Source organism: Acidilobus aceticus, from assembly GCF_055392325.1.
On the sequence record NZ_AP042407.1, the window covers coordinates 983,103 to 1,001,274 of the forward strand.

Annotated in this window: 25 protein-coding genes and 3 tRNA genes; 12 read left to right on the forward strand and 16 right to left on the reverse strand. The window is 53.3% G+C overall.

The window, feature by feature from the left end; all coding sequences use genetic code 11:
• The first annotated feature begins 78 nt into the window (after nucleotides 1-78).
• The gene (locus ACZ5OO_RS05110) at nucleotides 79-1,011 is read left to right on the forward strand and encodes a GHMP family kinase ATP-binding protein (RefSeq protein ID WP_464077982.1); all 933 of its coding nucleotides are present in this window, start codon (nucleotides 79-81) and stop codon (nucleotides 1,009-1,011) included.
• On the opposite strand, the gene ACZ5OO_RS05115 is transcribed toward ACZ5OO_RS05110, so the two are convergent.
• The 3 genes from ACZ5OO_RS05115 to ACZ5OO_RS05125 are packed head-to-tail and all read right to left on the reverse strand — an operon-like array spanning nucleotide 995 to nucleotide 3,264.
• Entirely contained in the window at nucleotides 995-1,756 is a 762-nt protein-coding gene (locus ACZ5OO_RS05115; protein ID WP_013266104.1) for an FKBP-type peptidyl-prolyl cis-trans isomerase, read from the reverse strand. The two genes, ACZ5OO_RS05110 and ACZ5OO_RS05115, sit on opposite strands and share 17 nt — an antisense overlap.
• On the reverse strand, nucleotides 1,757-2,257 hold the full coding sequence (locus ACZ5OO_RS05120; protein ID WP_013266105.1) for a PUA domain-containing protein: 501 nt from the start codon (nucleotides 2,255-2,257) through the stop codon (nucleotides 1,757-1,759).
• The gene (locus ACZ5OO_RS05125) at nucleotides 2,257-3,264 is read right to left on the reverse strand and encodes an RsmB/NOP family class I SAM-dependent RNA methyltransferase (RefSeq protein WP_464077983.1); all 1,008 of its coding nucleotides are present in this window, start codon (nucleotides 3,262-3,264) and stop codon (nucleotides 2,257-2,259) included. The genes ACZ5OO_RS05120 and ACZ5OO_RS05125 overlap by 1 nt, the downstream gene beginning before the upstream one ends.
• A 55-nt stretch (nucleotides 3,265-3,319) precedes the next feature.
• On the opposite strand from ACZ5OO_RS05125, the gene ACZ5OO_RS05130 reads away from it, so the two are divergent.
• From ACZ5OO_RS05130 to ACZ5OO_RS05145, 4 genes are all read left to right on the forward strand, one after another.
• Nucleotides 3,320-3,853, forward strand: a complete 534-nt coding sequence (locus tag ACZ5OO_RS05130; protein ID WP_013266107.1) for a nicotinamide-nucleotide adenylyltransferase — start codon at nucleotides 3,320-3,322, stop codon at nucleotides 3,851-3,853.
• Between the two features lie 103 nt (nucleotides 3,854-3,956).
• A complete protein-coding gene (locus tag ACZ5OO_RS05135; RefSeq protein ID WP_013266108.1) occupies nucleotides 3,957-4,448 on the forward strand; it encodes an adenosine-specific kinase in 492 nt (163 codons plus the stop codon).
• A gap of 25 nt (nucleotides 4,449-4,473) precedes the next feature.
• Nucleotides 4,474-5,046: an AAA family ATPase gene (locus tag ACZ5OO_RS05140; protein ID WP_013266109.1), complete on the forward strand. Its 573-nt coding sequence runs from the start codon at nucleotides 4,474-4,476 to the stop codon at nucleotides 5,044-5,046.
• Complete coding sequence (locus ACZ5OO_RS05145) at nucleotides 5,015-5,455, forward strand: RNA-binding domain-containing protein (RefSeq protein ID WP_013266110.1); 441 nt, start codon at nucleotides 5,015-5,017, stop codon at nucleotides 5,453-5,455. Before ACZ5OO_RS05140 ends, ACZ5OO_RS05145 begins: the two co-directional genes overlap by 32 nt.
• On the opposite strand, the gene ACZ5OO_RS05150 is transcribed toward ACZ5OO_RS05145, so the two are convergent.
• A complete protein-coding gene (locus ACZ5OO_RS05150; protein WP_464077984.1) occupies nucleotides 5,452-6,333 on the reverse strand; it encodes a ribonuclease Z in 882 nt (293 codons plus the stop codon). The genes ACZ5OO_RS05145 and ACZ5OO_RS05150 overlap by 4 nt on opposite strands.
• A gap of 24 nt (nucleotides 6,334-6,357) precedes the next feature.
• Nucleotides 6,358-7,368: a TRM11 family SAM-dependent methyltransferase gene (locus ACZ5OO_RS05155; RefSeq protein WP_013266112.1), complete on the reverse strand. Its 1,011-nt coding sequence runs from the start codon at nucleotides 7,366-7,368 to the stop codon at nucleotides 6,358-6,360.
• A gap of 94 nt (nucleotides 7,369-7,462) precedes the next feature.
• Between ACZ5OO_RS05155 and ACZ5OO_RS05160 the strand changes: the two genes are divergently transcribed.
• A tRNA-Thr gene (locus ACZ5OO_RS05160) sits at nucleotides 7,463-7,555 on the forward strand.
• An 18-nt stretch (nucleotides 7,556-7,573) separates the two neighbouring features.
• On the opposite strand, the gene ACZ5OO_RS05165 is transcribed toward ACZ5OO_RS05160, so the two are convergent.
• Together ACZ5OO_RS05165 and ACZ5OO_RS05170 are read right to left on the reverse strand one after the other, a co-directional pair.
• Nucleotides 7,574-7,942, reverse strand: a complete 369-nt coding sequence (locus ACZ5OO_RS05165; protein WP_148217082.1) for a hypothetical protein — start codon at nucleotides 7,940-7,942, stop codon at nucleotides 7,574-7,576.
• A gap of 338 nt (nucleotides 7,943-8,280) precedes the next feature.
• Nucleotides 8,281-9,348 carry a glycosyltransferase gene (locus ACZ5OO_RS05170; protein WP_420805104.1) on the reverse strand — a complete coding sequence of 356 codons (1,068 nt, stop codon included), beginning with the start codon at nucleotides 9,346-9,348 and terminating at the stop codon, nucleotides 8,281-8,283.
• Nucleotides 9,349-9,504: 156 nt separating this feature from the next.
• On the opposite strand from ACZ5OO_RS05170, the gene ACZ5OO_RS05175 reads away from it, so the two are divergent.
• Nucleotides 9,505-10,206, forward strand: coding sequence for a metallophosphoesterase (locus tag ACZ5OO_RS05175; RefSeq protein ID WP_464077985.1), 702 nt, complete (start codon nucleotides 9,505-9,507; stop codon nucleotides 10,204-10,206).
• Here the strand turns inward: ACZ5OO_RS05175 and ACZ5OO_RS05180 are convergent.
• From ACZ5OO_RS05180 to pcn, 4 genes are all read right to left on the reverse strand, one after another.
• Complete coding sequence (locus ACZ5OO_RS05180) at nucleotides 10,199-10,822, reverse strand: TATA-box-binding protein (RefSeq protein ID WP_013266116.1); 624 nt, start codon at nucleotides 10,820-10,822, stop codon at nucleotides 10,199-10,201. The genes ACZ5OO_RS05175 and ACZ5OO_RS05180 overlap by 8 nt on opposite strands.
• A gap of 56 nt (nucleotides 10,823-10,878) precedes the next feature.
• A complete protein-coding gene (locus ACZ5OO_RS05185) occupies nucleotides 10,879-11,217 on the reverse strand; it encodes a hypothetical protein (RefSeq protein ID WP_013266117.1) in 339 nt (112 codons plus the stop codon).
• Nucleotides 11,218-11,314: 97 nt separating this feature from the next.
• Entirely contained in the window at nucleotides 11,315-12,388 is a 1,074-nt protein-coding gene (priS, locus tag ACZ5OO_RS05190; protein ID WP_013266118.1) for a DNA primase small subunit PriS, read from the reverse strand.
• Nucleotides 12,348-13,088 (reverse strand): proliferating cell nuclear antigen (pcna), encoded by a 741-nt coding sequence (pcn, locus tag ACZ5OO_RS05195; RefSeq protein ID WP_013266119.1) that lies wholly within the window; start codon nucleotides 13,086-13,088, stop codon nucleotides 12,348-12,350. The genes priS and pcn overlap by 41 nt, the downstream gene beginning before the upstream one ends.
• Before the next feature lie 211 nt (nucleotides 13,089-13,299).
• Here pcn and ACZ5OO_RS05200 point away from each other — a divergent pair.
• The 3 genes from ACZ5OO_RS05200 to ACZ5OO_RS05210 all read left to right on the forward strand — a co-directional run bounded on the left by ACZ5OO_RS05200 (nucleotide 13,300) and on the right by ACZ5OO_RS05210 (nucleotide 13,977).
• Nucleotides 13,300-13,375: transfer RNA gene (locus ACZ5OO_RS05200), tRNA-Asn, on the forward strand.
• Between the two features lie 91 nt (nucleotides 13,376-13,466).
• Nucleotides 13,467-13,754, forward strand: coding sequence for a 50S ribosomal protein L44e (locus tag ACZ5OO_RS05205; protein ID WP_013266120.1), 288 nt, complete (start codon nucleotides 13,467-13,469; stop codon nucleotides 13,752-13,754).
• Between the two features lie 13 nt (nucleotides 13,755-13,767).
• A complete protein-coding gene (locus ACZ5OO_RS05210; protein WP_148217235.1) occupies nucleotides 13,768-13,977 on the forward strand; it encodes a 30S ribosomal protein S27e in 210 nt (69 codons plus the stop codon).
• Nucleotides 13,978-14,025: 48 nt separating this feature from the next.
• On the opposite strand, the gene ACZ5OO_RS05215 is transcribed toward ACZ5OO_RS05210, so the two are convergent.
• The 3 genes from ACZ5OO_RS05215 to ACZ5OO_RS05225 all read right to left on the reverse strand — a co-directional run bounded on the left by ACZ5OO_RS05215 (nucleotide 14,026) and on the right by ACZ5OO_RS05225 (nucleotide 15,480).
• Nucleotides 14,026-14,199: an RNA-protein complex protein Nop10 gene (locus tag ACZ5OO_RS05215; protein WP_013266121.1), complete on the reverse strand. Its 174-nt coding sequence runs from the start codon at nucleotides 14,197-14,199 to the stop codon at nucleotides 14,026-14,028.
• 11 nt (nucleotides 14,200-14,210) lie between these two features.
• Entirely contained in the window at nucleotides 14,211-15,020 is an 810-nt protein-coding gene (locus tag ACZ5OO_RS05220) for a translation initiation factor IF-2 subunit alpha (protein WP_013266122.1), read from the reverse strand.
• A gap of 76 nt (nucleotides 15,021-15,096) precedes the next feature.
• Complete coding sequence (locus ACZ5OO_RS05225; RefSeq protein ID WP_464077986.1) at nucleotides 15,097-15,480, reverse strand: hypothetical protein; 384 nt, start codon at nucleotides 15,478-15,480, stop codon at nucleotides 15,097-15,099.
• Between the two features lie 116 nt (nucleotides 15,481-15,596).
• Here ACZ5OO_RS05225 and ACZ5OO_RS05230 point away from each other — a divergent pair, with 116 nt between their 5' ends.
• Complete coding sequence (locus ACZ5OO_RS05230; protein WP_464077987.1) at nucleotides 15,597-15,839, forward strand: hypothetical protein; 243 nt, start codon at nucleotides 15,597-15,599, stop codon at nucleotides 15,837-15,839.
• Nucleotides 15,840-15,882: 43 nt separating this feature from the next.
• On the opposite strand, the gene ACZ5OO_RS05235 is transcribed toward ACZ5OO_RS05230, so the two are convergent.
• Both ACZ5OO_RS05235 and secY read right to left on the reverse strand, forming a co-directional pair.
• Nucleotides 15,883-16,509: an adenylate kinase gene (locus ACZ5OO_RS05235; protein WP_048812933.1), complete on the reverse strand. Its 627-nt coding sequence runs from the start codon at nucleotides 16,507-16,509 to the stop codon at nucleotides 15,883-15,885.
• Nucleotides 16,509-17,876 (reverse strand): preprotein translocase subunit SecY, encoded by a 1,368-nt coding sequence (gene secY, locus ACZ5OO_RS05240; protein ID WP_048812705.1) that lies wholly within the window; start codon nucleotides 17,874-17,876, stop codon nucleotides 16,509-16,511. Before secY ends, ACZ5OO_RS05235 begins: the two co-directional genes overlap by 1 nt.
• A 133-nt stretch (nucleotides 17,877-18,009) precedes the next feature.
• On the opposite strand from secY, the gene ACZ5OO_RS05245 reads away from it, so the two are divergent.
• Nucleotides 18,010-18,097: transfer RNA gene (locus ACZ5OO_RS05245), tRNA-Leu, on the forward strand.
• The last annotated feature ends 75 nt before the right edge of the window (nucleotides 18,098-18,172 follow it).

The following is an 18,172-nucleotide window of genomic DNA, read 5'->3' on the forward strand; positions in this document are numbered from 1 at the left end:
GGGGTTGCCTAGCATTAACAGACGGTTAAAGCTCCGGTGCTCTTAACCTCCAGTCCCCCCTGAACATGGGGCTGAGGCTTGCGTGCAGAGGTAGAGACGGGCTCTAGGCTTCACGGAGGCTTCTATTATGCTGCAGGCGACTGGAACGTCAGGTGGGGTTCCATAGGTTTCTACGTCGATAACCCTAAGTTCAGGGCCGCTGTGGAGCTCTCCGACAGAGAGCAGTACAGAGGGCCTCAGGAGCTGCTCGAATACGTCAAAAAAGCTGCCAAGGTAGCGGGCGTGCAGGGCTTCAACGTTGAGGTCCACGAGAGCCCTCCTATCCACAGGGGCTTCGGAACGGGAACCCAGGTACTTCTGTCCCTCTACATGGCCTTCAAGGCGCTCAAAGGAGAACAACCCGAGGCCGTCGAGGAGGCCGCCTTAAAGCTGGGAAGGGCGAGGCACAGCGGCGCTGGCACGCTTGCCTTTAAGTATGGCGGGTTTATAATGGACGCTGGGCTGCCAGGAAGGCCCACGCCCCTCGTCACGTTGAAGATGCCGAGCGAGTGGAGGTTTGTAATAATTATACCAAAGATTGAGAGGGGGCTGACTGATGAAGAGGAGGAGAGCATTATGGAGAAGAGGCAGTGGGGCAACAGCGAGTCTAACATAGCATTTATGACGAGCGGGGCCCTCAGGCTGGCCGCCGGCATAGCAAGAGGTGATTTAGACGACGCCCTTGAGGGCCTTAGGTTCGTCCAAAGGGGCACGGGGATACTCTTCGCGTCCGTGCAAGGCGGCGAGTACAGGGGGAAGCTTAATGACCTAGCGGCCGAGGCCTGGAGGAGCAGGGTCATACTGGCTCAGTCAAGCTGGGGGCCAGCTATGTACACAATTGTTGAAAATGAGTACGAGGCCCAGGGCGACGTCATGCTTATGAAGGAAATCATGAGCAACGTTGGCCTGAGCGGAGAGGTAATCATATCGCCCCCAAGAAATTACGGCGCCTCAATTAAGATTGTGGGGTAGCCTGGGCCTCCTGCTGTTGCTGCGAAGCCTGCTGCCCTGAGGCCGACGCGCCCTGCTGGCTCAAAGTGACGTTTACAACAAGTTTGACACCCTTTATGCCAAGCAATGACGAGAGGTCCCCGAGCAGCAGCTGAAGCCTTGATTCGAGATCTGACAGCCCAAGCACCTCCTGGGGCAGCTGAAGCTCTATGGAGCCCTCCCCCTGCTGCGAGACACTTATTGAGTTCCTGTCGAGAGGCATATACCTTGTGACCAGGTACTTCACCTTGTCATCGAGGGTCTCTAGCTTTCCAACAACTTCAAGTTCCACCTTCAGGTCCCTGCCTGCAAGCGGATGGTTAAAGTCTATGTAAGCGAACCTTTCTGTGACGCTTCTTATAACTCCTATTCTGCCTCCAACCTCCACGCGGCGCCCAACCACTGGCGGAATGCCGTACCTGTTGAGCTGCTTTATGGGAAGCCTTATAATTAGGTCGTTGCGGTAGGGGCCATAGGCCTTGTCTGGCGTCGCGATGAACTCCTTCCTTTGGCCTACATCCATGTCCCTGAGCTGTTCATCTATAGCCTTTATCACCTGGCTCCTGCCTACGACTACCAGGTAAGGCTCGTATCGCCTGTTAGAGTCGTAGATGCCCGCGCTCTTGGCAACATCTTCCTTGTTAGTGTCCTCCACTATCTCCCTGTCGCCATCCTTAACACTTATCACATAGTTTATTAGCACGAAGTCCCCGTCCTTAAATGCCAATTACCCTCCCCTCCTTAGATACCAGCCCAGGTCCTTCACTGGCTCAACCCTGGTTACACGCCTGGATTTAAGCCTAATGTAGGATCCAAACCCCCACCCCAGTGGCTCCAGGGATGTGTCGAGGACCACAGAGACCCCCTCCTTAAACTTAACTATGTGCTCCTCCGTAACCTCCTTACCATAAAGGAACACCTTGGCTCCATATTCGTCTAGCACCGTGCAGTCCGTGGAGACAAAGCATTTACTGGCAAGCCTTTGAGCCAGGGGGAGTCCAGGGTGAAAGCCTTCCTTGTCAATGTAGCCTAGGTATAAGCCTACAGAGTACAGGGAGGGCAGCCTGCTCACAGCCTCTTCAACGCGGCTCGTGACGTCAAATATATCATAATAATTGCCATCAGGAACCTCAAGGTAATAGGGCCTTGTCGCTATGGCAGACATGGGGAGACCTAAGGCTTCGGCGAACTCCTTTAGCTTTTTAAGCATGTCGTCAGTGAGCCCCATCAGTCTAGGCGCCTTAGCTTGCATATGAAGAACCCCTCCGTGCCTTGCTTGTGGGGGAACAGCCTGCCGCAGCCCTTCACCCTGTCATCAAATATTACGCCTCTGTACTCCTCGAAGGGCTTACTTAGGGGAAACCCAAAGGGCCTCTCAGTGGTCACGTAATCCTTATCAGCAAGGACCTTATGCACGGTGTATTCGCCCTCCTCGACGGCCGTCGAGCAGGCGGCATATGTCACGGTTCCGCCGGGGCTCACTATGGACAACGCCCTGTTGAGGAGTTCCACCTGAAGCTCATGTATTCTCCTTAGGTCTGAGAGGGAGGTCTTCGTCTTTCTGTTCTTGTCCTTCCTTATAATGCCTTCACCGCTTGACGGGGCGTCAAGGAGCACCTGCGCTGGCTTAGTGTCCAGGCTTAGGAACCTGGCATCTGACCTTATCAGTATGTAGTTGCTAAAGCCCATCCTCTGTAAGTTCGACCTGAGCGCCTTAATCCTCTCCCTCTTGGGTTCCACCGCTATTAGCAGGGAGGAGTCCCTGGTGAGCTGCAATATCTGCGTCGACTTACCCCCAGGGGCAGCGGCCATGTCAAGTATTGTGGCTGAGGGCCTTGGGTTCATAACGTAAACTATAAGCATGGAGCCCGGGTCCTGAAGGTAATAATAACCCTTCAAGTACTCATGAGTCGCCCCAGGGCTTATGGGGGAGCTTATCACGTGGTAGCCGTGTGGAAGGAACGGCACCCTCTCAAGCTCAAAGCCGGCCTCCCCTAGCCTTGACTCGAGCTCCCCGCAGCTTATCTTAAAGTCGTTACACCTGAGGGTCTCAGGCATGGGAACTTCATTGGCCTCCAGGAGGTCCTCAGCCTCGTCCCCTAACAGCTCCAGGTACCTCTCTACTATGTATGGCAGGTACCCGTACTTCTGGGCCAGCCTCCTGGCCTCGGGTGTTGACCTGTCGCTGAATATTACTTCATCACTTCTGTCCCACCGCTCGCTCTGCTTAGGCAATCCTAGCCCCCTAGGCTAAAAACCCAGAGTACTTGATTCTGGTGGGGAATTAAGCTTGAAGCAGTTTAAGAGGCTGGTGTTTCCAGGCAGGTTTCAGCCCCCGCACTTAGGGCACATAAGCGCTATAAAGTACGCCCTTGAACTTGCCGACGAGCTGATCGTTATAATCGGCAGCGCCCAGGACAGCTTCTCACTAAAGAACCCGCTGACTGCAGGCGAGAGGCTTCAGCTCCTTAGGACCGTGCTAGCTCACGAGCTTGGCGACGACTACTGCAAGAGGGTTTCGATAATACCAGTTACGGATATAGAGATGAACAAAGTCTGGGTCCAGTACCTTAGGATGCTGCTCGGGGAGTTTGACGGCGTGGTCTCAGGCAACCCGCTGGTCTTGCAGCTCTTCAGGGATGCGGGGCTGGCCGCCGTAGAGCAGCCCATGTTCAACAGGAGCGAGTGCAGCGGGACCAGGATCAGGGAGCTGATACTTCAGGGCTCCAGCACGTGGGCCTCCTGCGTCCCACCTTACCTGCTGCCCGAGCTCGAAAGGCTCAACTTCGTTGGCAGGCTGCGCAGCCTAGCCTCTGAGGGCTAGCCAAGCACATGACCCTCCCGCCCTGAAGGGCGAGGCTTACAGTTAGTTTTGCCATGAGGGCCGCAGTAAACTATTATTAGGGACCCAAGGCATTAAAGTAACGGTGAACGGTGTGGAGCTTGAGGTTATAGACATCCCCATACCTGAGGGAGCCAATGTAATCATAGGCAGAAGCCACTTCATCAAGACCACTGAGGACCTCTATGAGGCCCTGGTCACCTCCTCGCCTGGCATAAAGTTTGGCCTCGCCTTCTGTGAGGCCTCCGGCAAAAGGCTAGTTAGAAGGGAGGGCAACGACGAGGAGCTAGTCAAGACCGCCACTGAGGCCTGCCTTAAGATAGGGGCAGGCCACGTCTTCGTAATATACATAAGGAACGCTTACCCCATAAATGTACTCAACGCCATAAAGCAGGTGCAGGAGGTGGTTTCCATAGACGTGGCCACCGCAAACCCCGTCAAGGTCGTAGTCGCTGACCTAGGCGAAAGCAGGGCCCTGCTAGGAGTCAGTGATGGGTTTAAGCCACTCGGTGTTGAGAGTGAAGAGGACGTGAAGGAGAGAAGGGAGTTCCTGAGGAAGATAGGTTATAAGCTATGAGCAGCACAGCACCTGAGGGCTAAAGGTGCTAATAGTAGCGGTAACTGGCATGCCGGGAAGCGGGAAGAGCTGCTTTGCCAGGGTGCTCTCAGAGGAGCTTAACGCCAAACTTATAGTTATGGGCGACGTAGTAAGGGAGGAGGTTAAGAAAAGGGGCCTGCCCCTCACCGTGACTAACATAGAGAGCGTCGCCACTGAGCTCAGGAAGATTTACGGCAGGGGCGCCGTGGGCCTAAAGGTTGCAGAGACGTTAAAGGAGCTCCAGGGGCAGTACGAGTACGTTGTCGTAGACGGCGTCAGAAGCCCCGAAGAAATAACTTACCTCAGGGCGGCCGGCGACCTCTGCGTTGTGGCCGTCCACGCTGCCCCAGCCATAAGGTTTGAGAGGGAGCTGAGGAGGGCCAGGGAGGGCGCCTCAACGCTGGATGAGCTTAAGTTCAGGGACTCCAAGAACCTGGAGTATGGCATAGGTGACGTGATAGCTATGGCCGACTACATGATAATAAATGAGTCAGACGTCCAAGAGCTTGTGGGGCAGGCCAGCAGGCTTGCTAAGGTGATAAGGGATGGGCTCTGGAGAGATCGTTGCAGAGGTTGAGCTTAGGCCAACGGAGAGCGAGGAGAAAGTCATGAAGGCCCTCACCAACATCTTTGACCCTGAGAGGGTTGAGAAGGTCCAGGCCGGCGACTATGAAATAATTAGGGCGTACGCGAGCTCCCTGGCCTCGCTTCAGAAGCTTCACAGGCTCCTTAGAACCCAGGAGATCCTTGAGGCGACAAGGAGCTACATGTTAAAGGAGCTCAAAGGAGACGCTGTCACGCTGCTTTTCCACAAGCAGGCAGCTTACGAGGGGAAGGTGAGCCTCCTAACCTGGGGCGAGGAGTCGCCGCTGGGCCCCATAAAGATAACAATAAGGCACCCAAGTATAAGGGACGTCATAGACTGGCTGGCCCCCCAGACCTCAAGGGGAAGGCCGCTCTGGGAGAGGAGCATGCCGGACCCTTAGACGTTAGCCACAAACCTTGCCAGGTCCCAGGAGAGCACGGAGTTTGGGAACACGGACCTTGCCTCCTGTTCCAGCTGCAGGGCTTCGTAGCCCTCATACCTGGTGCTTATGTGGGACAGTATCAGCTTCCCAACGTTGGCCTTTACGGCGTCTTCCGCAGCTCCGACGCTTGTGCTGTGACCATATTTTGATGCCTCATCCTTCATAGACGAGTCAAAGGTGGACTCGTGTATGAGTACGTTGGCCCCTGAGGCGCCCTTGACTACGCTGTCGCAGGGCGAGGTGTCCCCTGTATATGACAGCTTAAATGACCTAGGGGAGGTAAGCCCTGAACCTCCCTCCTCGAGCAGCTTGCGCGCCTGTGAGGGCTCGACCGGCTCAGCTATCCTTGGGCCTAACTCCCATGTAAGCGAGTACCCGTAGGCCTCTATGGAGTGGCATGCCCTGAACCAGCTCAACACCAGCCTGTCCCTGCCCCACGACGAGAGGGTAAGCGAGCCCTCGTCCCCAGTAACGTCTATTACATTAACGGGGAACTGGTCCTCAAACTTGTTAGCATTTATAAGCTCCCTTATCGGCTCCGCTAAGTACTTGGGCGCTATTATTGTGAGCCTGCTCTTCCTCCCACTTAACTGCATCGTGCCTAGCAAGCCCGGAAGGCCGTTTATGTGATCCCCATGCCCATGAGTTAACACAATGAAGTCCACCTTAGTGGGGGATATCCCCGCCTGCCTGAGCCTCTGCTGGGCCCCCTCCCCAGAGTCCATGAGTATGACGTTGCCCGCCCAGTCCCTCACCACATAGGCGGCGGTGAACCTTTCAAGGCTCGGCAATGCCGCGCCCGTGCCAAGGGTTATGACCTCTACCTGTCTCGCCACAGCGCCTTGCCCGCGCGCTGGGAGCTACGTGGCCTTTTTAGCCACAACTATTTGCCTGGTGAGCCCAGAGTGCACGTATTGATCTATTCTGGCTATTAGGTCAAAGCCTTGCTCAACGGCATACTTATAGGGGGCCAGATCGACGGGCCCTGCGTAGGCAACGTAGCCGCCAGGCTTCAGCACTCGGGCCGACTCCTGGAGGAACCCCTCGACTAGGTCTCCATAGCTCTCCCCAACAACCCTGGTCGACCTGCCATAGGGGGGATCGCTGGCTATAGAATCGACGCTGCCCTCCTTTAGGGGAAGGCGCCTCGCGTTGGCAATAAGCGACAAAGAGTCTAGCCCAGCCCATGAGAAGTTGGTCTTAGAGCCGTAAGCCATTGAACCGTCTATGTCAACGCACAGCGCCTTGCTGCCTCCGGCAAGCACGGCCTCTAGCGCAAGGGTTCCGGTTCCACAGAAAGCGTCCAGAAACGTGCCCCCATAAGGTAGTCTTGAGAGGTTCACCATAGCCCTGGAGAGCCTTATGTCGAGCTCCCCTGACCTCCAGAACGGCCTGTTTGGGGGCGACCTGAGCTTAACGTTGCCAAGGTCCCTTCTACCGACGGCAAGGCCAACTATGGCAACGCCCTCGCTTATTAGTATCCTTACGGTGTTCTCCGAGCTTAGGCTTGGCCTTATGGAGAGTTTGGTAAGACCCCTCAGAAGTTCTGTAGGACTACAGCAGGGCTCCACCTTAATCGAGGTCAGCTCGAGCTTAAAAGACTTGAGCCCCCTGAGCTCCAGCGACCTCAGGGCCTTAGCCAACAGCTCTTCGACCTCGCACCTCTCCCCATAGGCTAGCACCTCCCCGACCTCCTTCACGTAAGCTGCCCTCTTGGCATAGGCCGATACGTTTACAACGTCGGCGTTAAAGAGCACTACCTGGTCAAGCCTTAACAGCGGCTTGTACGCTGAACCGCTTAGCTCTACCAGGGCTTTCAGCTCCTCCTCTGGAAGCCTTGGGTGTCTGCCAGATAGGTAGGCGTAAAGCATGCACTCGTTCTCCTGATAAGGGCGACCCCCGAGAGCTTAAGAGATCTTGAGCGCAGGCTTTTAAATAGAGGATGCACAAACAAGGCCCACGAGTGCCGCCGTAGCTCAGCCGGTAGACCCTGCGCGGGCCGCCAGCGCCGGCCTTGTAAGCCGGTGGTCGCGGGTTCAAGTCCCGCCGGCGGCTCCACTACTACTTGATCATTATTTAGAGGTAGAGAAGTAAAATGACCACAGCTATGTCGCCTGCGAAACCGACGCTCATTATCATGGAGAGCGCATTATTTGATAGCCCTCCAGCGACAAAGGCCATGCCTGCAATGCCTGCCATCAACGTCATGATCCCGCCTATAACCGATAGCGTGGCCTTCACTACATTCCTGGACAGCAGCGACAGCACAAGAATTACTATGAATAGAAGACCTATGATAACCCCTACTGCCATGTGAGGCGCAAGCAATGGTATAAGTGAGAAGTAGTACATCATGTACCCCATCATGAAGTAGCTGTGAGGCGGAGTAACATTCATGGGCGCGAAAAGGTTAATCCACATGCCAATTATAAACTGAATGGTCAATAATACAGCCTGAACCAGCGACACGGCCTTTAGCGACTTGCTAGCCCCGCCTGCTTGATTAACCAACTTGAATCCTGTAAGGGGCTGAAACTGCAACTTAAAAGCGTGAGCCTAAATTGTTGCCCTAAAGCCCCTAGCAAAACTTCCATTATATTAAAGCTGGCCATCAGGAATTAAATTTAAAGGCCTTCACGCTGGCCTGCCCCTTCAAAGCCCAACTCAGAAAGCTCGATTTCCAAAACTTAGCCGCTCTGACGTGCAACCTGTGGGTTATATCATGACGTAATGCAGCAGGAATGGCCTAGAGTGGCTAAACCGCATTTACAGCGGCGAGTCCTTCAATAGCGTTTCCACACCTTCCTTGAAGAAAGGGTGTAGTTCACTACGAAACCTGCAAGAATACCAACAAAGAGCCCCAACAGGGGGTTCACGTGCGTTAGCCTAGTCACGAGCTCCGCAACAAAAAATATCGTAAGCCCTGCTGGAGCTACCATTAAGTGGTACCTCACGAGCCTCGAGTACCAGCGGCCTGGCCTCCTGTCCCTGAAGGTCCAGAGATCATTAAGCATGAAGTTGCTCAGTATACTTACCTCTATGCCTCCAACGTAGGAAAACGTGTAGTTAGTAACGAGGAGCAGCGCCGCTGCAACTCCTTCGTTAACCCCCGTTCCTATGGCGCCTACGACAGCGAACTTGATGGGTCTTGAAATCTTTATCACGTGCCATAAGTAATCTAAAATGGTCTTCGCGCCGAGCTTGCTCTTGCCGCTGAGCCTGCGCGAGAATACGTAGGGCACGTCGACAACTCTGGCCTGCGGGTTCCTGTAAAGTATCTCAAGTAGCGCCTTGTAACCCGTGGGGTTTGCCTCCTCTATCGAGATGGCACCCCTTCTTATCATAAAGAAGCCAGACATGGGATCAGTGGTCCTCCTGGACTCAGGCACAAGAAGCCTAGCTATAACCGTGGCCCCCCAGCTTATTAGCCTCCTTATAGGGCTCCAGCCCTCGGTTCCCCCGCCCTTTGTGTATCTGCTCGCCACAACTATGTCCGCGCCCTTCTCCTCAGCCGCCTTCAGCATCAATGGTATAACCTCCGGCGGGTGCTGCAAGTCGGCGTCCATAACTACTACATATCTTCCTTTCGAGGCCCTTATGCCGTCGATTATAGCGGTGGCTAACCCCCTCCTGTTCTTCCTAAGGATCAGCTTAACCCTTGGATCCACCTTACTAATCTCCATAATTGCCTCGGCAGTGCCATCAGGGCTATTGTCGTCAACAAATATGATCTCGTATTGATTTATTTTCGCCAAAGCCTCGTTCAGTCTCTTAGCCAGCGGAACTACGTTTTCCCTCTCGTTGTATGTCGGCACCACCACGCTCAGAATGGTCTCGCTCAAGCGGTTCACCTTGGAGTTTATCGCAGCGGCCAATGATGCAGTTGCTAAAGACTCACGTTAAAAGCCCTAACAGTCACAGCTAATAAAGAGCAACAGAGGTGCGGCCTCACGTCAAAGGATGCCCTTGGCTCAAAGCTAAAACTGCTTGGAAGATCCCCGGCGCTGTTGCACCAAAGCAGCATGACACTTATTATAAGTGACGTGCACCTTGGCTATGAGGACTCCATGGCTACTCAGGGCGTCTTCCTTCCGAGGCTCCAGCTGAAGAAAGCCGAGAGCATTATAGATGAGGGCGTCAGAGCGGGTGCTAAGAGGCTCTTAATAGACGGCGACCTTAAGCATGTATTTGAAAAACTAACAAAAGGCGAGAGGCTGGAGGTCACAGAGCTTATTAGGCACGCGCTGGAGGCCGACATTAAAGAAATAGTGCTCGTAAGGGGCAACCACGATACCTTTGTAGCCCCGCTACTCAAGGACTTTGGGGTCGAGGTTGTTGATGACTATATGGATCTGGGCGACGGCATCATTGTGACTCATGGCCATAAACTTGTCGACGCGGTTAAAAGCAGTTCCACTGTGATAATAGGCCACGAACATCCAAGCCTTGAAATAAGCCTGGCTGGCGCCAAGGTTAAGCTACAGGCATTGCTCAAGTCGCCCCTCAAGGGTGGGGGCGAACTGCTGGTGCTCCCAGCCATAAGCCTCTATCAGACTGGAACTGCCATAACTCCAAGCCCTGAGACCTACCTTTCGCCTATAGTAAAGGAGCTGGCAGAGCTGCAGGAGGCAGTTCCAATAATAGTTGACAGGGAGATAGGCGTAGTGGAGCTGCCGACGCTTAAGGAGCTCTTCGCGGGAATTATTTGATGCACTTGTTCTCATCAAGTATCTTGTAGATGTTGTTCACCGCCTCATAGACCTCGTTCTCCCGCTTGGCGCCTGTTATCACCATTTTACCGCTGCTAAATATCAGCAGGACAACCCTTGGCTTGTCCATCCTAAATATCAGCCCTGGGAACTGCTCAGGCTCATACATGCTGTGGGGTAGAACGAAGGCTGCCTTCTCAAGATCTACCACTACGTTTAGGTTAGCCGAGGCCACTATGTTTTGGATTTGAATCTGAGGCCTGCCCTGGATTACTATCCCCTTGGTTATGAATTTCTTAAGTATAGCCTTGACCGCCCACACCAGCTGCTTGACGCTCTTGGCTCCCGTCACCACCATTTTCCCTGACTTGAAGACCAGCGCCGTGATCTTTGGGCTCTGCAGCCTATAAACGAGCCCTGGGAACTGGTCTGGGTTATAATCCACATCTGGTATTCTGGCCTCTATTAAGTTTAGATCGAGCGTGTTCTCTAATATCACGGTCGCCACTATGTTCTCTATATTGACGACAGGCTTCCTCTCGCCCGGCACCCCTGTGACATTGACCTCAGAAGCCTCCTCTGGCTCTGGGGGTGCAATGTCGTCCTCTTTAGACAAAACCTACCACCCTTTTTAAGCTCCAGCTTATAAATCGTTAGGGCTATTTAAAAACTTTACTTAGTTGACTTCCTTAGGGACTTAAGCCATGAGTCAAGGTTCAGGGACCACGTAAGCGCGGGCTCCGCGAAGCCCAACGATATTAGCCCCAGGGCAGTGCCAACGTCGATGAACACCGTATCACCGTTTCTGAGAGTTAAACCGTCCGGAGTAACTATGTCAGTCCTCATAAGCACCAGGACCTTCTCTCCTTTAGCTACCATTGCCCCACCTAAGTAACTTCCGTAAAGTTCTGAGAACCTGTTGAAGAACCTTATTACGCCTGAGTCCGCGCCGTTGTAGTCAGTGCCTAGATCCTCCAGCCTCGCCTTTGCAATCAGCCTTGAGGACTCCACTGTTATTTCCTTAAACTTTTCACAGTACGATGCTCCTGAAGAGCAGTAAAGGGACCAAAGTCTTCGAGTCCTCTTTATGGAATCAGCGGACAGAGATTCATGGCGACCAGTCGCAGCCTTGTACGGGCCACCAGCCAGGGTTTCTTCTGACAAGTACCTCACCGCCTATAATACTCACATAGCCAGACAGATAGAGGTAAAGGGCCACAGAGGCCGGTAAACTAAGCTCCTCCCCCTCAGTCAGCGAAACTTCAAACCCAAGTATCCTTGTCGGGTCGAGATCTTTAGTTGCCTTCGCGTCAAGGGTTCCACGGAAGGGCGAAATTTGAGGCCCTGGGGCAAAGGAGTCGCAGAGTGGCGTAACTATTAACCCTCCCTTAGCATTTAGCGAGCCCGGGATCCTAGTAAGCCTCGAGGGGTCCTCAGTAACCATTGAATCTATGTCAACACCTACGTGCGGCCCTGAGGCCCTCAGATCGACCCCGAGGCTCGCTGCGAGGCCTCTCCAGCCGGGGTCCTCTGGCGTGGCCGGCGCGGGCCTCACGCCCCTCTTGTTAGGGAACAGGAGGCTCGCATCTAATCCTTCAGCCCTCACTAGCTTAGCTATCTCCCTCCTCTCGTCCCTACCAAGCTGCATGCACTGCTCGCAGATGCCCCTAATGTGAAAGCCCCTATGGCCAGTAAAGTAGATAAGGGGCTTGCCTCCTAGTAAATCCCTTACTATCCTGCTCACCAGGCGGGCGCTGTCAAAACCCTTCACAAGGCACTCGTCATCTACTATCTGTCCTTCACAGGCCCCTGGGTGATCTAAGTCAATATCGAATAGAAGCTCCGAGCCCTGCCAGCCTTTTTCTTCCATGTTAGGCGCGCTCGGCAACTCATATATCCCTACTGAATGATAGAGGTGCCTTGGAGTCCTTGATCTTATGTACTTCCTTAGCGATGTCTCGTCCTTAAATGCTAGGTGCCTGATGTAGCTTTCAATGTCAAATGGCTGTAGGGCAAACTCCCTCTTTGCCATATCGTGAGGAAGTATGAAGGGCGGGTCCATTCTATAGTATATTGCAAAGAGGCTCTTCAGAGAGTCAGCCTCTGACCACTTTCTTATGATAACCTCTTGTTGGTCGCCCTCACTCGATCCTTGGCGATACGTAGAAGACAAGTCTTCCACCGCCCTCGTAGTCAAATTGAACTCTGGCTGGAGCGTCTTGAGCGTACTGAATAGTCACCTGGTCAGCACCCCTGGCGGCCTTAATCATATCATCAAAGTATTCAACGCTGTAGGTGGCCTTATCCGGCGAGTCAACCCTTATGTCTACCAGGTTCTGGTCCTCTTTGCTAAGTTCGATCTCAACCTTCTCAACATCGCCTGCCCCTATGAAGTGGAGCTTATCATCAGAGGTGGCAGCTATAGTTATTGCGTCCGCCACCTCCTCGACAGCATTTATAACGTCAACGAAGGCCGTGTTCATTAGTTTTGCCATAACTGAGAACGAGATACGAGGCTCTGGCAGCTTCTCAACGCTTAATGATATCTGAGGTATCTTGAACTCCCTCCTTCCGTGGCCCTCAAAGGCAACGATAAGCGAGTCGCCGGAAGCCTCAAGCTCGAGGCTCTCATCCCTCTGGCCCCTGGCCAGGACCTTATTAAACGCGTCGAATGAAACTCCGAACATCTCATCGCCAGACACCGAATACTCGTCAAAAGCCTCTTTGGGGTAGAAGAGGTCTACCATAACTACCCTGCTTGAGTCCAGGGCCCTCAGCGAGAGCCCCTCTGATGTTGCGAGGAAAACGCCCTCATCTATTATGTTCTTGATAGAACCTACTATGTAGACCCACGTTCTGGCGTTTCTGAATTTTAGCTTCATCGCGCTGCACCACATAATTAATGTAGTAAAACACTTAAAAGGGGAACGGTCCCTAACCTTTGTCAAAAACGTAAGCCAGAGCAGTTTCTTGCTAGGACGCGCCTCGCCTAGCTCACGCCTACTAGGGCTGCAGGCTTACTAGCATTAGTACACTTCATGAGCTTTAGAGGCTAAGAGTTTAAAACAAGTCGCCTTAACTGCTCTCCTCTGGGCCGGGGTAGCTCAGCTGGTAGAGCGCCCGGCTGTTAACCGGGCGGTCGAGGGTTCGAATCCCTCCCCCGGCGCCATTATTTACCCCTGAAGTCCTCTCACTTGACCTTTGAACGTCACGAAACGGTTAAAAGCCGCTTTAAGCAGCTGTAGGCCTAGGTGCTGCGCGTGAAGTTCCCAAAGACCATAAGAACCTATTGCCCACGCTGCAAGACGCACACAGAGCACACAGTGGCCATTTACAAGGCCGGCAAGAGAAGGACCCTTTCGGAGGGCCAGAGAAGGTATCTAAGGAAGAACGAGGGCTACGGCAGCAAGAGGAAGCCCGAGCAGAAGAGGTTCGCAAAGACCACTAAGAAGGTCGTGCTGCTCATTACCTGTACAAAATGCGGCTATAAGAGGCACATACTCGGTATAAGGCTCAAGAAGATAGAGCTCACCGAGGTCATGAGGTGAGCCCTTTATGTCTATGATCGCGGGAGTCCCGAGGAGAAAGATACTAGTTCCCGAGCCCAGGAGCAGGTTCTTGTTAGTAGTCTGCCCTAACTGCGGCCATAAGCAGGTGGTATTCAGCCACGCCACGTTCCCCGTACGCTGCCTCACGTGCGGAACCCTTCTAGTCAGACCCACGGGAGGCAAGGCAAAGATCCTGGGCAAAGTAGAAAGCGTATTGGCATAAGCGGCTCCTTACTACAGCGCGCCTTGCTAATATTTATTAAAAATACTACTATTCCCCTGAATTGCTCATAGTTCTTAGCATGTACCTGTATTTCACATACTTATCGTCAGGGGAGAACCTCGGCGGGTGGGGCACCCTTAAGGCGCCCCCGCAGTAGGGGCACCTGTCAGTACTTAGCGTGTACCTGCCGCATACCGAGCATCTCCTTAGAAGCCACCTCATTTTCAAGCCCCTTACTCGCGGAGTCTCTCCAACGAGAACTCGACGCCTAGCTCCTTCGCTGCTCTAGACATTACCTCCTCCAGGCCTTGAGCTAGCTGCTCAAGCTCCTTGTAGTCGACTCCCATGAGGTCTATTCTATACCTTGGGGCTCCGATGGCATATATCTTTACTGATACGGAGCTATCCCCCTTAGAAGCAACGGCCTCCTCTGCGGACTTGAGCACTGCCTTTATCTTTTCTATGCCGTCGGGGCTCAAACTCTTAACTGTAGCCAGTAGGCTCACTTTAACCTTCTTAACTTCAACGTACTTCTTGGCTGCCTCGGCCAACGGCTTTAGCCACTCCTCGGGCACGCCAGCTGCGGCCAGAGGCTGCTCACCCTCGGTAGCGGCCATCTCTAACGCTGTCATGACATCACCATACTTGTCCTCAAGCCTCCATATGACTTCTGCGTATGCTTGCTTCTCGGCCTTCTTCAGCTCCTTCGCTATCATCAGTATTATGTTTACGGCCTTTTGAGTTCTCTTCCACCACGTCATCTTCTTTCTGCGCTCATCGTCTGTGACCTTCTTCAGGCTAACGTCTACTTGGCCCTTGGCCCTGTTAACCCTTATTACCTTGACTGCGACCCGCTCGTTAACTTTAATCACGTCGTCTATTGATTTAAACGAGCGACTAGAGACCTCAACCCATGGAAGGAACGCCCTAAGGCCGTTAAACTCGTCAAGCTCTAAGTAGGCCCCATAGTCGTGAAGCTCCTTCACAGTACCTACAACGACCTCCCCTACGTCAGGCAGCTGCCTCCTGTTTAGCAGGGGCATCTACTCTCTCCTCCTTCTCCATATATTTCCATAGTTGCGTGAACTTAAGCTATTAGCCTCCTTAAAGCCATATTGACTATGCCGACTCTCTTTTCCTGGCGTTCGCGTTTATTTCTATGAAGGCTTTAACCTGAGCGTATAGCCCGTCCTTCTCGAGACCCCTCCTCAGCCTGTAAAGCCTTTCATGCGAGACCCCTAGCCGTTTAGCTGCCCTGTAAGGGGGGAGGCCTTCTGACATGGCGTAGATGAGAAGGAACAGGCTTTCCAAGGCGCCACTGCTGGTGAGCCTCTTCCTGAACTTAGAGTCGCTGCAAAGGCTTTCTACCAGTCTTAGCATCCAAGGAGAGGTTGCTATCAAGGCGGCCACTTCCTTGGGAAGCCTTATTTCCTTAGATTTTCCTGAGCATTCCGCGATGATAGTATCACCATTAAGTTTTAGCTTGGCTCTCTCTGCTGACATTAATCCCTCAGGCTAGCTGTGCAAGGCCTTTTAATATAAAGTTCTTGACTTATCGGCCTCCTTTAGCTTTATTAGTCCGCGCCTCAGGTTCCACAGGACCCAGCAGGAGAAGCAAATTGCCCCCGGCATCACCTGACGCCGTAGCTAGGAAGTTAATTGAGATGCTAAAGAGAAGAAGGCCGGAGCTAGAGGCCGTCTTAGACGAGATGTCAAAAAACAGGGAGGGCCAGAGGGAGCTAGCGCGCGCCTTCTCGCAGGCATATGAGGTCTATCTGAAGTCTTTAAGGCTAGAGGAGGCCTTTGACTTTCTGGTAAAATACCTGGAGACCGCATATGATGATTACAGCGAGCTAGACTAATAACGCAGGTTGTGCAAGACGTGATGTTGCACTAGTGGGGCCGCTAAAGCTTGGATATAGCATTAAGCAGCTGCTCCGCAGCCTCGGAGGCCCTGCCCTCGCGGTTAATAATTATCGTCAGCAGGGATCCGGCCTGAACGGCGCTGGCCATGGCTGCTGACCTGGCTATATCCATTAGCTGACGAACGCCCTCCTCCCCGCCAAAGTCCGACCTGTACCTCGTAGCGTCACGCTGCTGCCTTGCAACTATTTCCTTTGGGTCCGCCTCTATAACGACTATCATATCAGGCCTGAGGCTGTTAATTACGTTGCTTGGAAGGCCCGGTAAATAGCCCAAAGGGGTCTTAATTATAGCATGGGTGTCTACTATCAGGTAATCCCCCTCTTTGAGGTCGCTGCCGGCCTCCTCAATAATTGAGGAGGCCGCGATATCTTGAAGTTCCAACTGCTCTCTGAAGCTGAGGTACCTTATCTGGTCCCTGTTCTTTATTAAGCCCTTCCTAACAGCGTTGTCTAGCATGAAATCGCCAAAGTTCAGCACCCTGAGTCTGAGCCCCCTCTCCTTGGCTTTTTCCTGAAGCAGGGAGAGAACTGTAGTCTTACCTACTCCGGGGACTCCTGTGACTACAATAACCTTGAAGGGGTTTCGCTTGACCCCGCTCGCAGGCATCACTCGCCCACCAACTTCCTTATCAGTGGATAGGCCTCGAGGGCTCTCTCATACGTTATTATCGAGTAGTACTGGTAGACTATGCCCACCGCGAGCAGAAGGCCGACGCCGCCGCCGTAGGCTCCGAAGAACGCCGCGACCACAGCTATGGCACCTACTATCAGGCTACTGAGCGACGTTAAGGGATATATATACCTTGCAAGCACGCTCTCCAATACCCTGGGGTTCCTTCTCATACCGGGTATCTCGAGACCTCCCTTTATCAGGGACTCAGCCTGCGAGCTAGGGTTAAGGCCCGCCACTTCGACCCATACATAACCAAAGGCTACCGAGAGCAACATCCACGATATAGCGAAGACCACGGACCTCAGGGGGTCTAGCACCGTCTCCACAAGCCCATTGGGCGGCGACAGGTAGAAGACTATGCCGCTGTAGACCTTATAGACCAGCGAGCTAATGCCGAAGAACCTCGCCAGGGGTGCCTCAAAGAGCTGGAGGTCAGCCACTAAAATTGCCAAGAGGAGCACCGGTATGTTGGTCACGTAGATGAACTGAAGCGGCACCTTAGTCCTTATGCCCCTGAGCTGCGATGATGTTACAGGTATCTCAACCATCATGGCCTGAAGGTAGACGAGCAATATAACTATTGCAAACGTGGCCAGCAGGCCTGTTACGTCAGGGAAGCCGTTAGCCCTTGTAAGCACTATGAATGGGTCCCTGTCATAAATGAGGGCCGGGACTACTCCAAAGTCCAGCGCCAGCCTCGGGACAAATCCAAATATGTCCCAGACCACTGTCTGAGCTACCATAGCTAATATGAAGAGGCTTATGGCGCTCCCCAGCCCCCAGCCCTTTTGAAGGGCCTCGTCCATCAATATCACTATGTAGCTGGCGGCCACCAGCTGAACTACCACTAGTGCCTTAACCACTGGGGACACGGGAGTCCCAGCGGGCCAGAACATCCCGCTGAGGGTGACTACCAGCGCCTCAGCAACGGCGAACAAGACTGCCAGCGTCTTCATGGCTCCTGTGAATTTGACCTGATCATCAGGGTTCGTGAGGTCTATGTCTATTAGTTTAGCGCCGGCCAGCACCTCAAGTATGAGGCCAGCCGTAACTATGGGTCCTATGCCCAGCTGCATCAGAGTTCCAACGCTGCTTGCGAAGATTATGTTCTCAAGAGTTATAGTTGTGGCTGCCGTAGGGCTCACTGGCACGCCGTAAAGGGGTATGTTGCTCATTATAAGGTATAGAACCAACACTATACCTGTCCAGGCAAGTCTCCTGGTCAAGCTTAACTTCTGCGAGGGCTTTGATACCGTTGGCAGGTACTCCGAGATATTGGATAAGGCGTCAAGCACTCCCAATTAGAGTCCCTCTTCCCAGCGCGTCGCTGTCAGAACGCTTAAAATGCTTTACGAAGCGATTGCCTTGCAAGCCTTTTACGTGCGGAGCGCCGCGCAAACCTTTAAGAAACCCGACAATAGCTAGGAAGATGGTGCGGGGGTGCCCGAGCCTGGTCAAAGGGGACGGGCTCAGAACCCGTTGGCGTAGGCCTGCGTGGGTTCGAAGCCCACCCCCCGCACCATAAGTTAGAAAAAGGGCATTCTGCAGGGCCCCCTTAAACAGAAATAATTTTAATGCTATCAGCCTTCAAGTGGAC

Coding starts and splice junctions, on each gene's coding strand:
- ACZ5OO_RS05120 (WP_013266105.1), bottom strand. CDS start 2,257: ATGGGGCTCACTGACGACATGCTTAAAAAGCTAAAGGAGTTCGCCGAA.
- ACZ5OO_RS05145 (WP_013266110.1), top strand. CDS start 5,015: ATGGGCTCTGGAGAGATCGTTGCAGAGGTTGAGCTTAGGCCAACGGAG.
- ACZ5OO_RS05155 (WP_013266112.1), bottom strand. CDS start 7,368: ATGCTTTACGCCTACCTATCTGGCAGACACCCAAGGCTTCCAGAGGAG.
- pcn (WP_013266119.1), bottom strand. CDS start 13,088: ATGAAGCTAAAATTCAGAAACGCCAGAACGTGGGTCTACATAGTAGGT.
- ACZ5OO_RS05210 (WP_148217235.1), top strand. CDS start 13,768: ATGATCGCGGGAGTCCCGAGGAGAAAGATACTAGTTCCCGAGCCCAGG.
- ACZ5OO_RS05215 (WP_013266121.1), bottom strand. CDS start 14,199: ATGAGGTGGCTTCTAAGGAGATGCTCGGTATGCGGCAGGTACACGCTA.
- ACZ5OO_RS05220 (WP_013266122.1), bottom strand. CDS start 15,020: ATGCCCCTGCTAAACAGGAGGCAGCTGCCTGACGTAGGGGAGGTCGTT.
- ACZ5OO_RS05225 (WP_464077986.1), bottom strand. CDS start 15,480: ATGTCAGCAGAGAGAGCCAAGCTAAAACTTAATGGTGATACTATCATC.
- ACZ5OO_RS05235 (WP_048812933.1), bottom strand. CDS start 16,509: ATGCCTGCGAGCGGGGTCAAGCGAAACCCCTTCAAGGTTATTGTAGTC.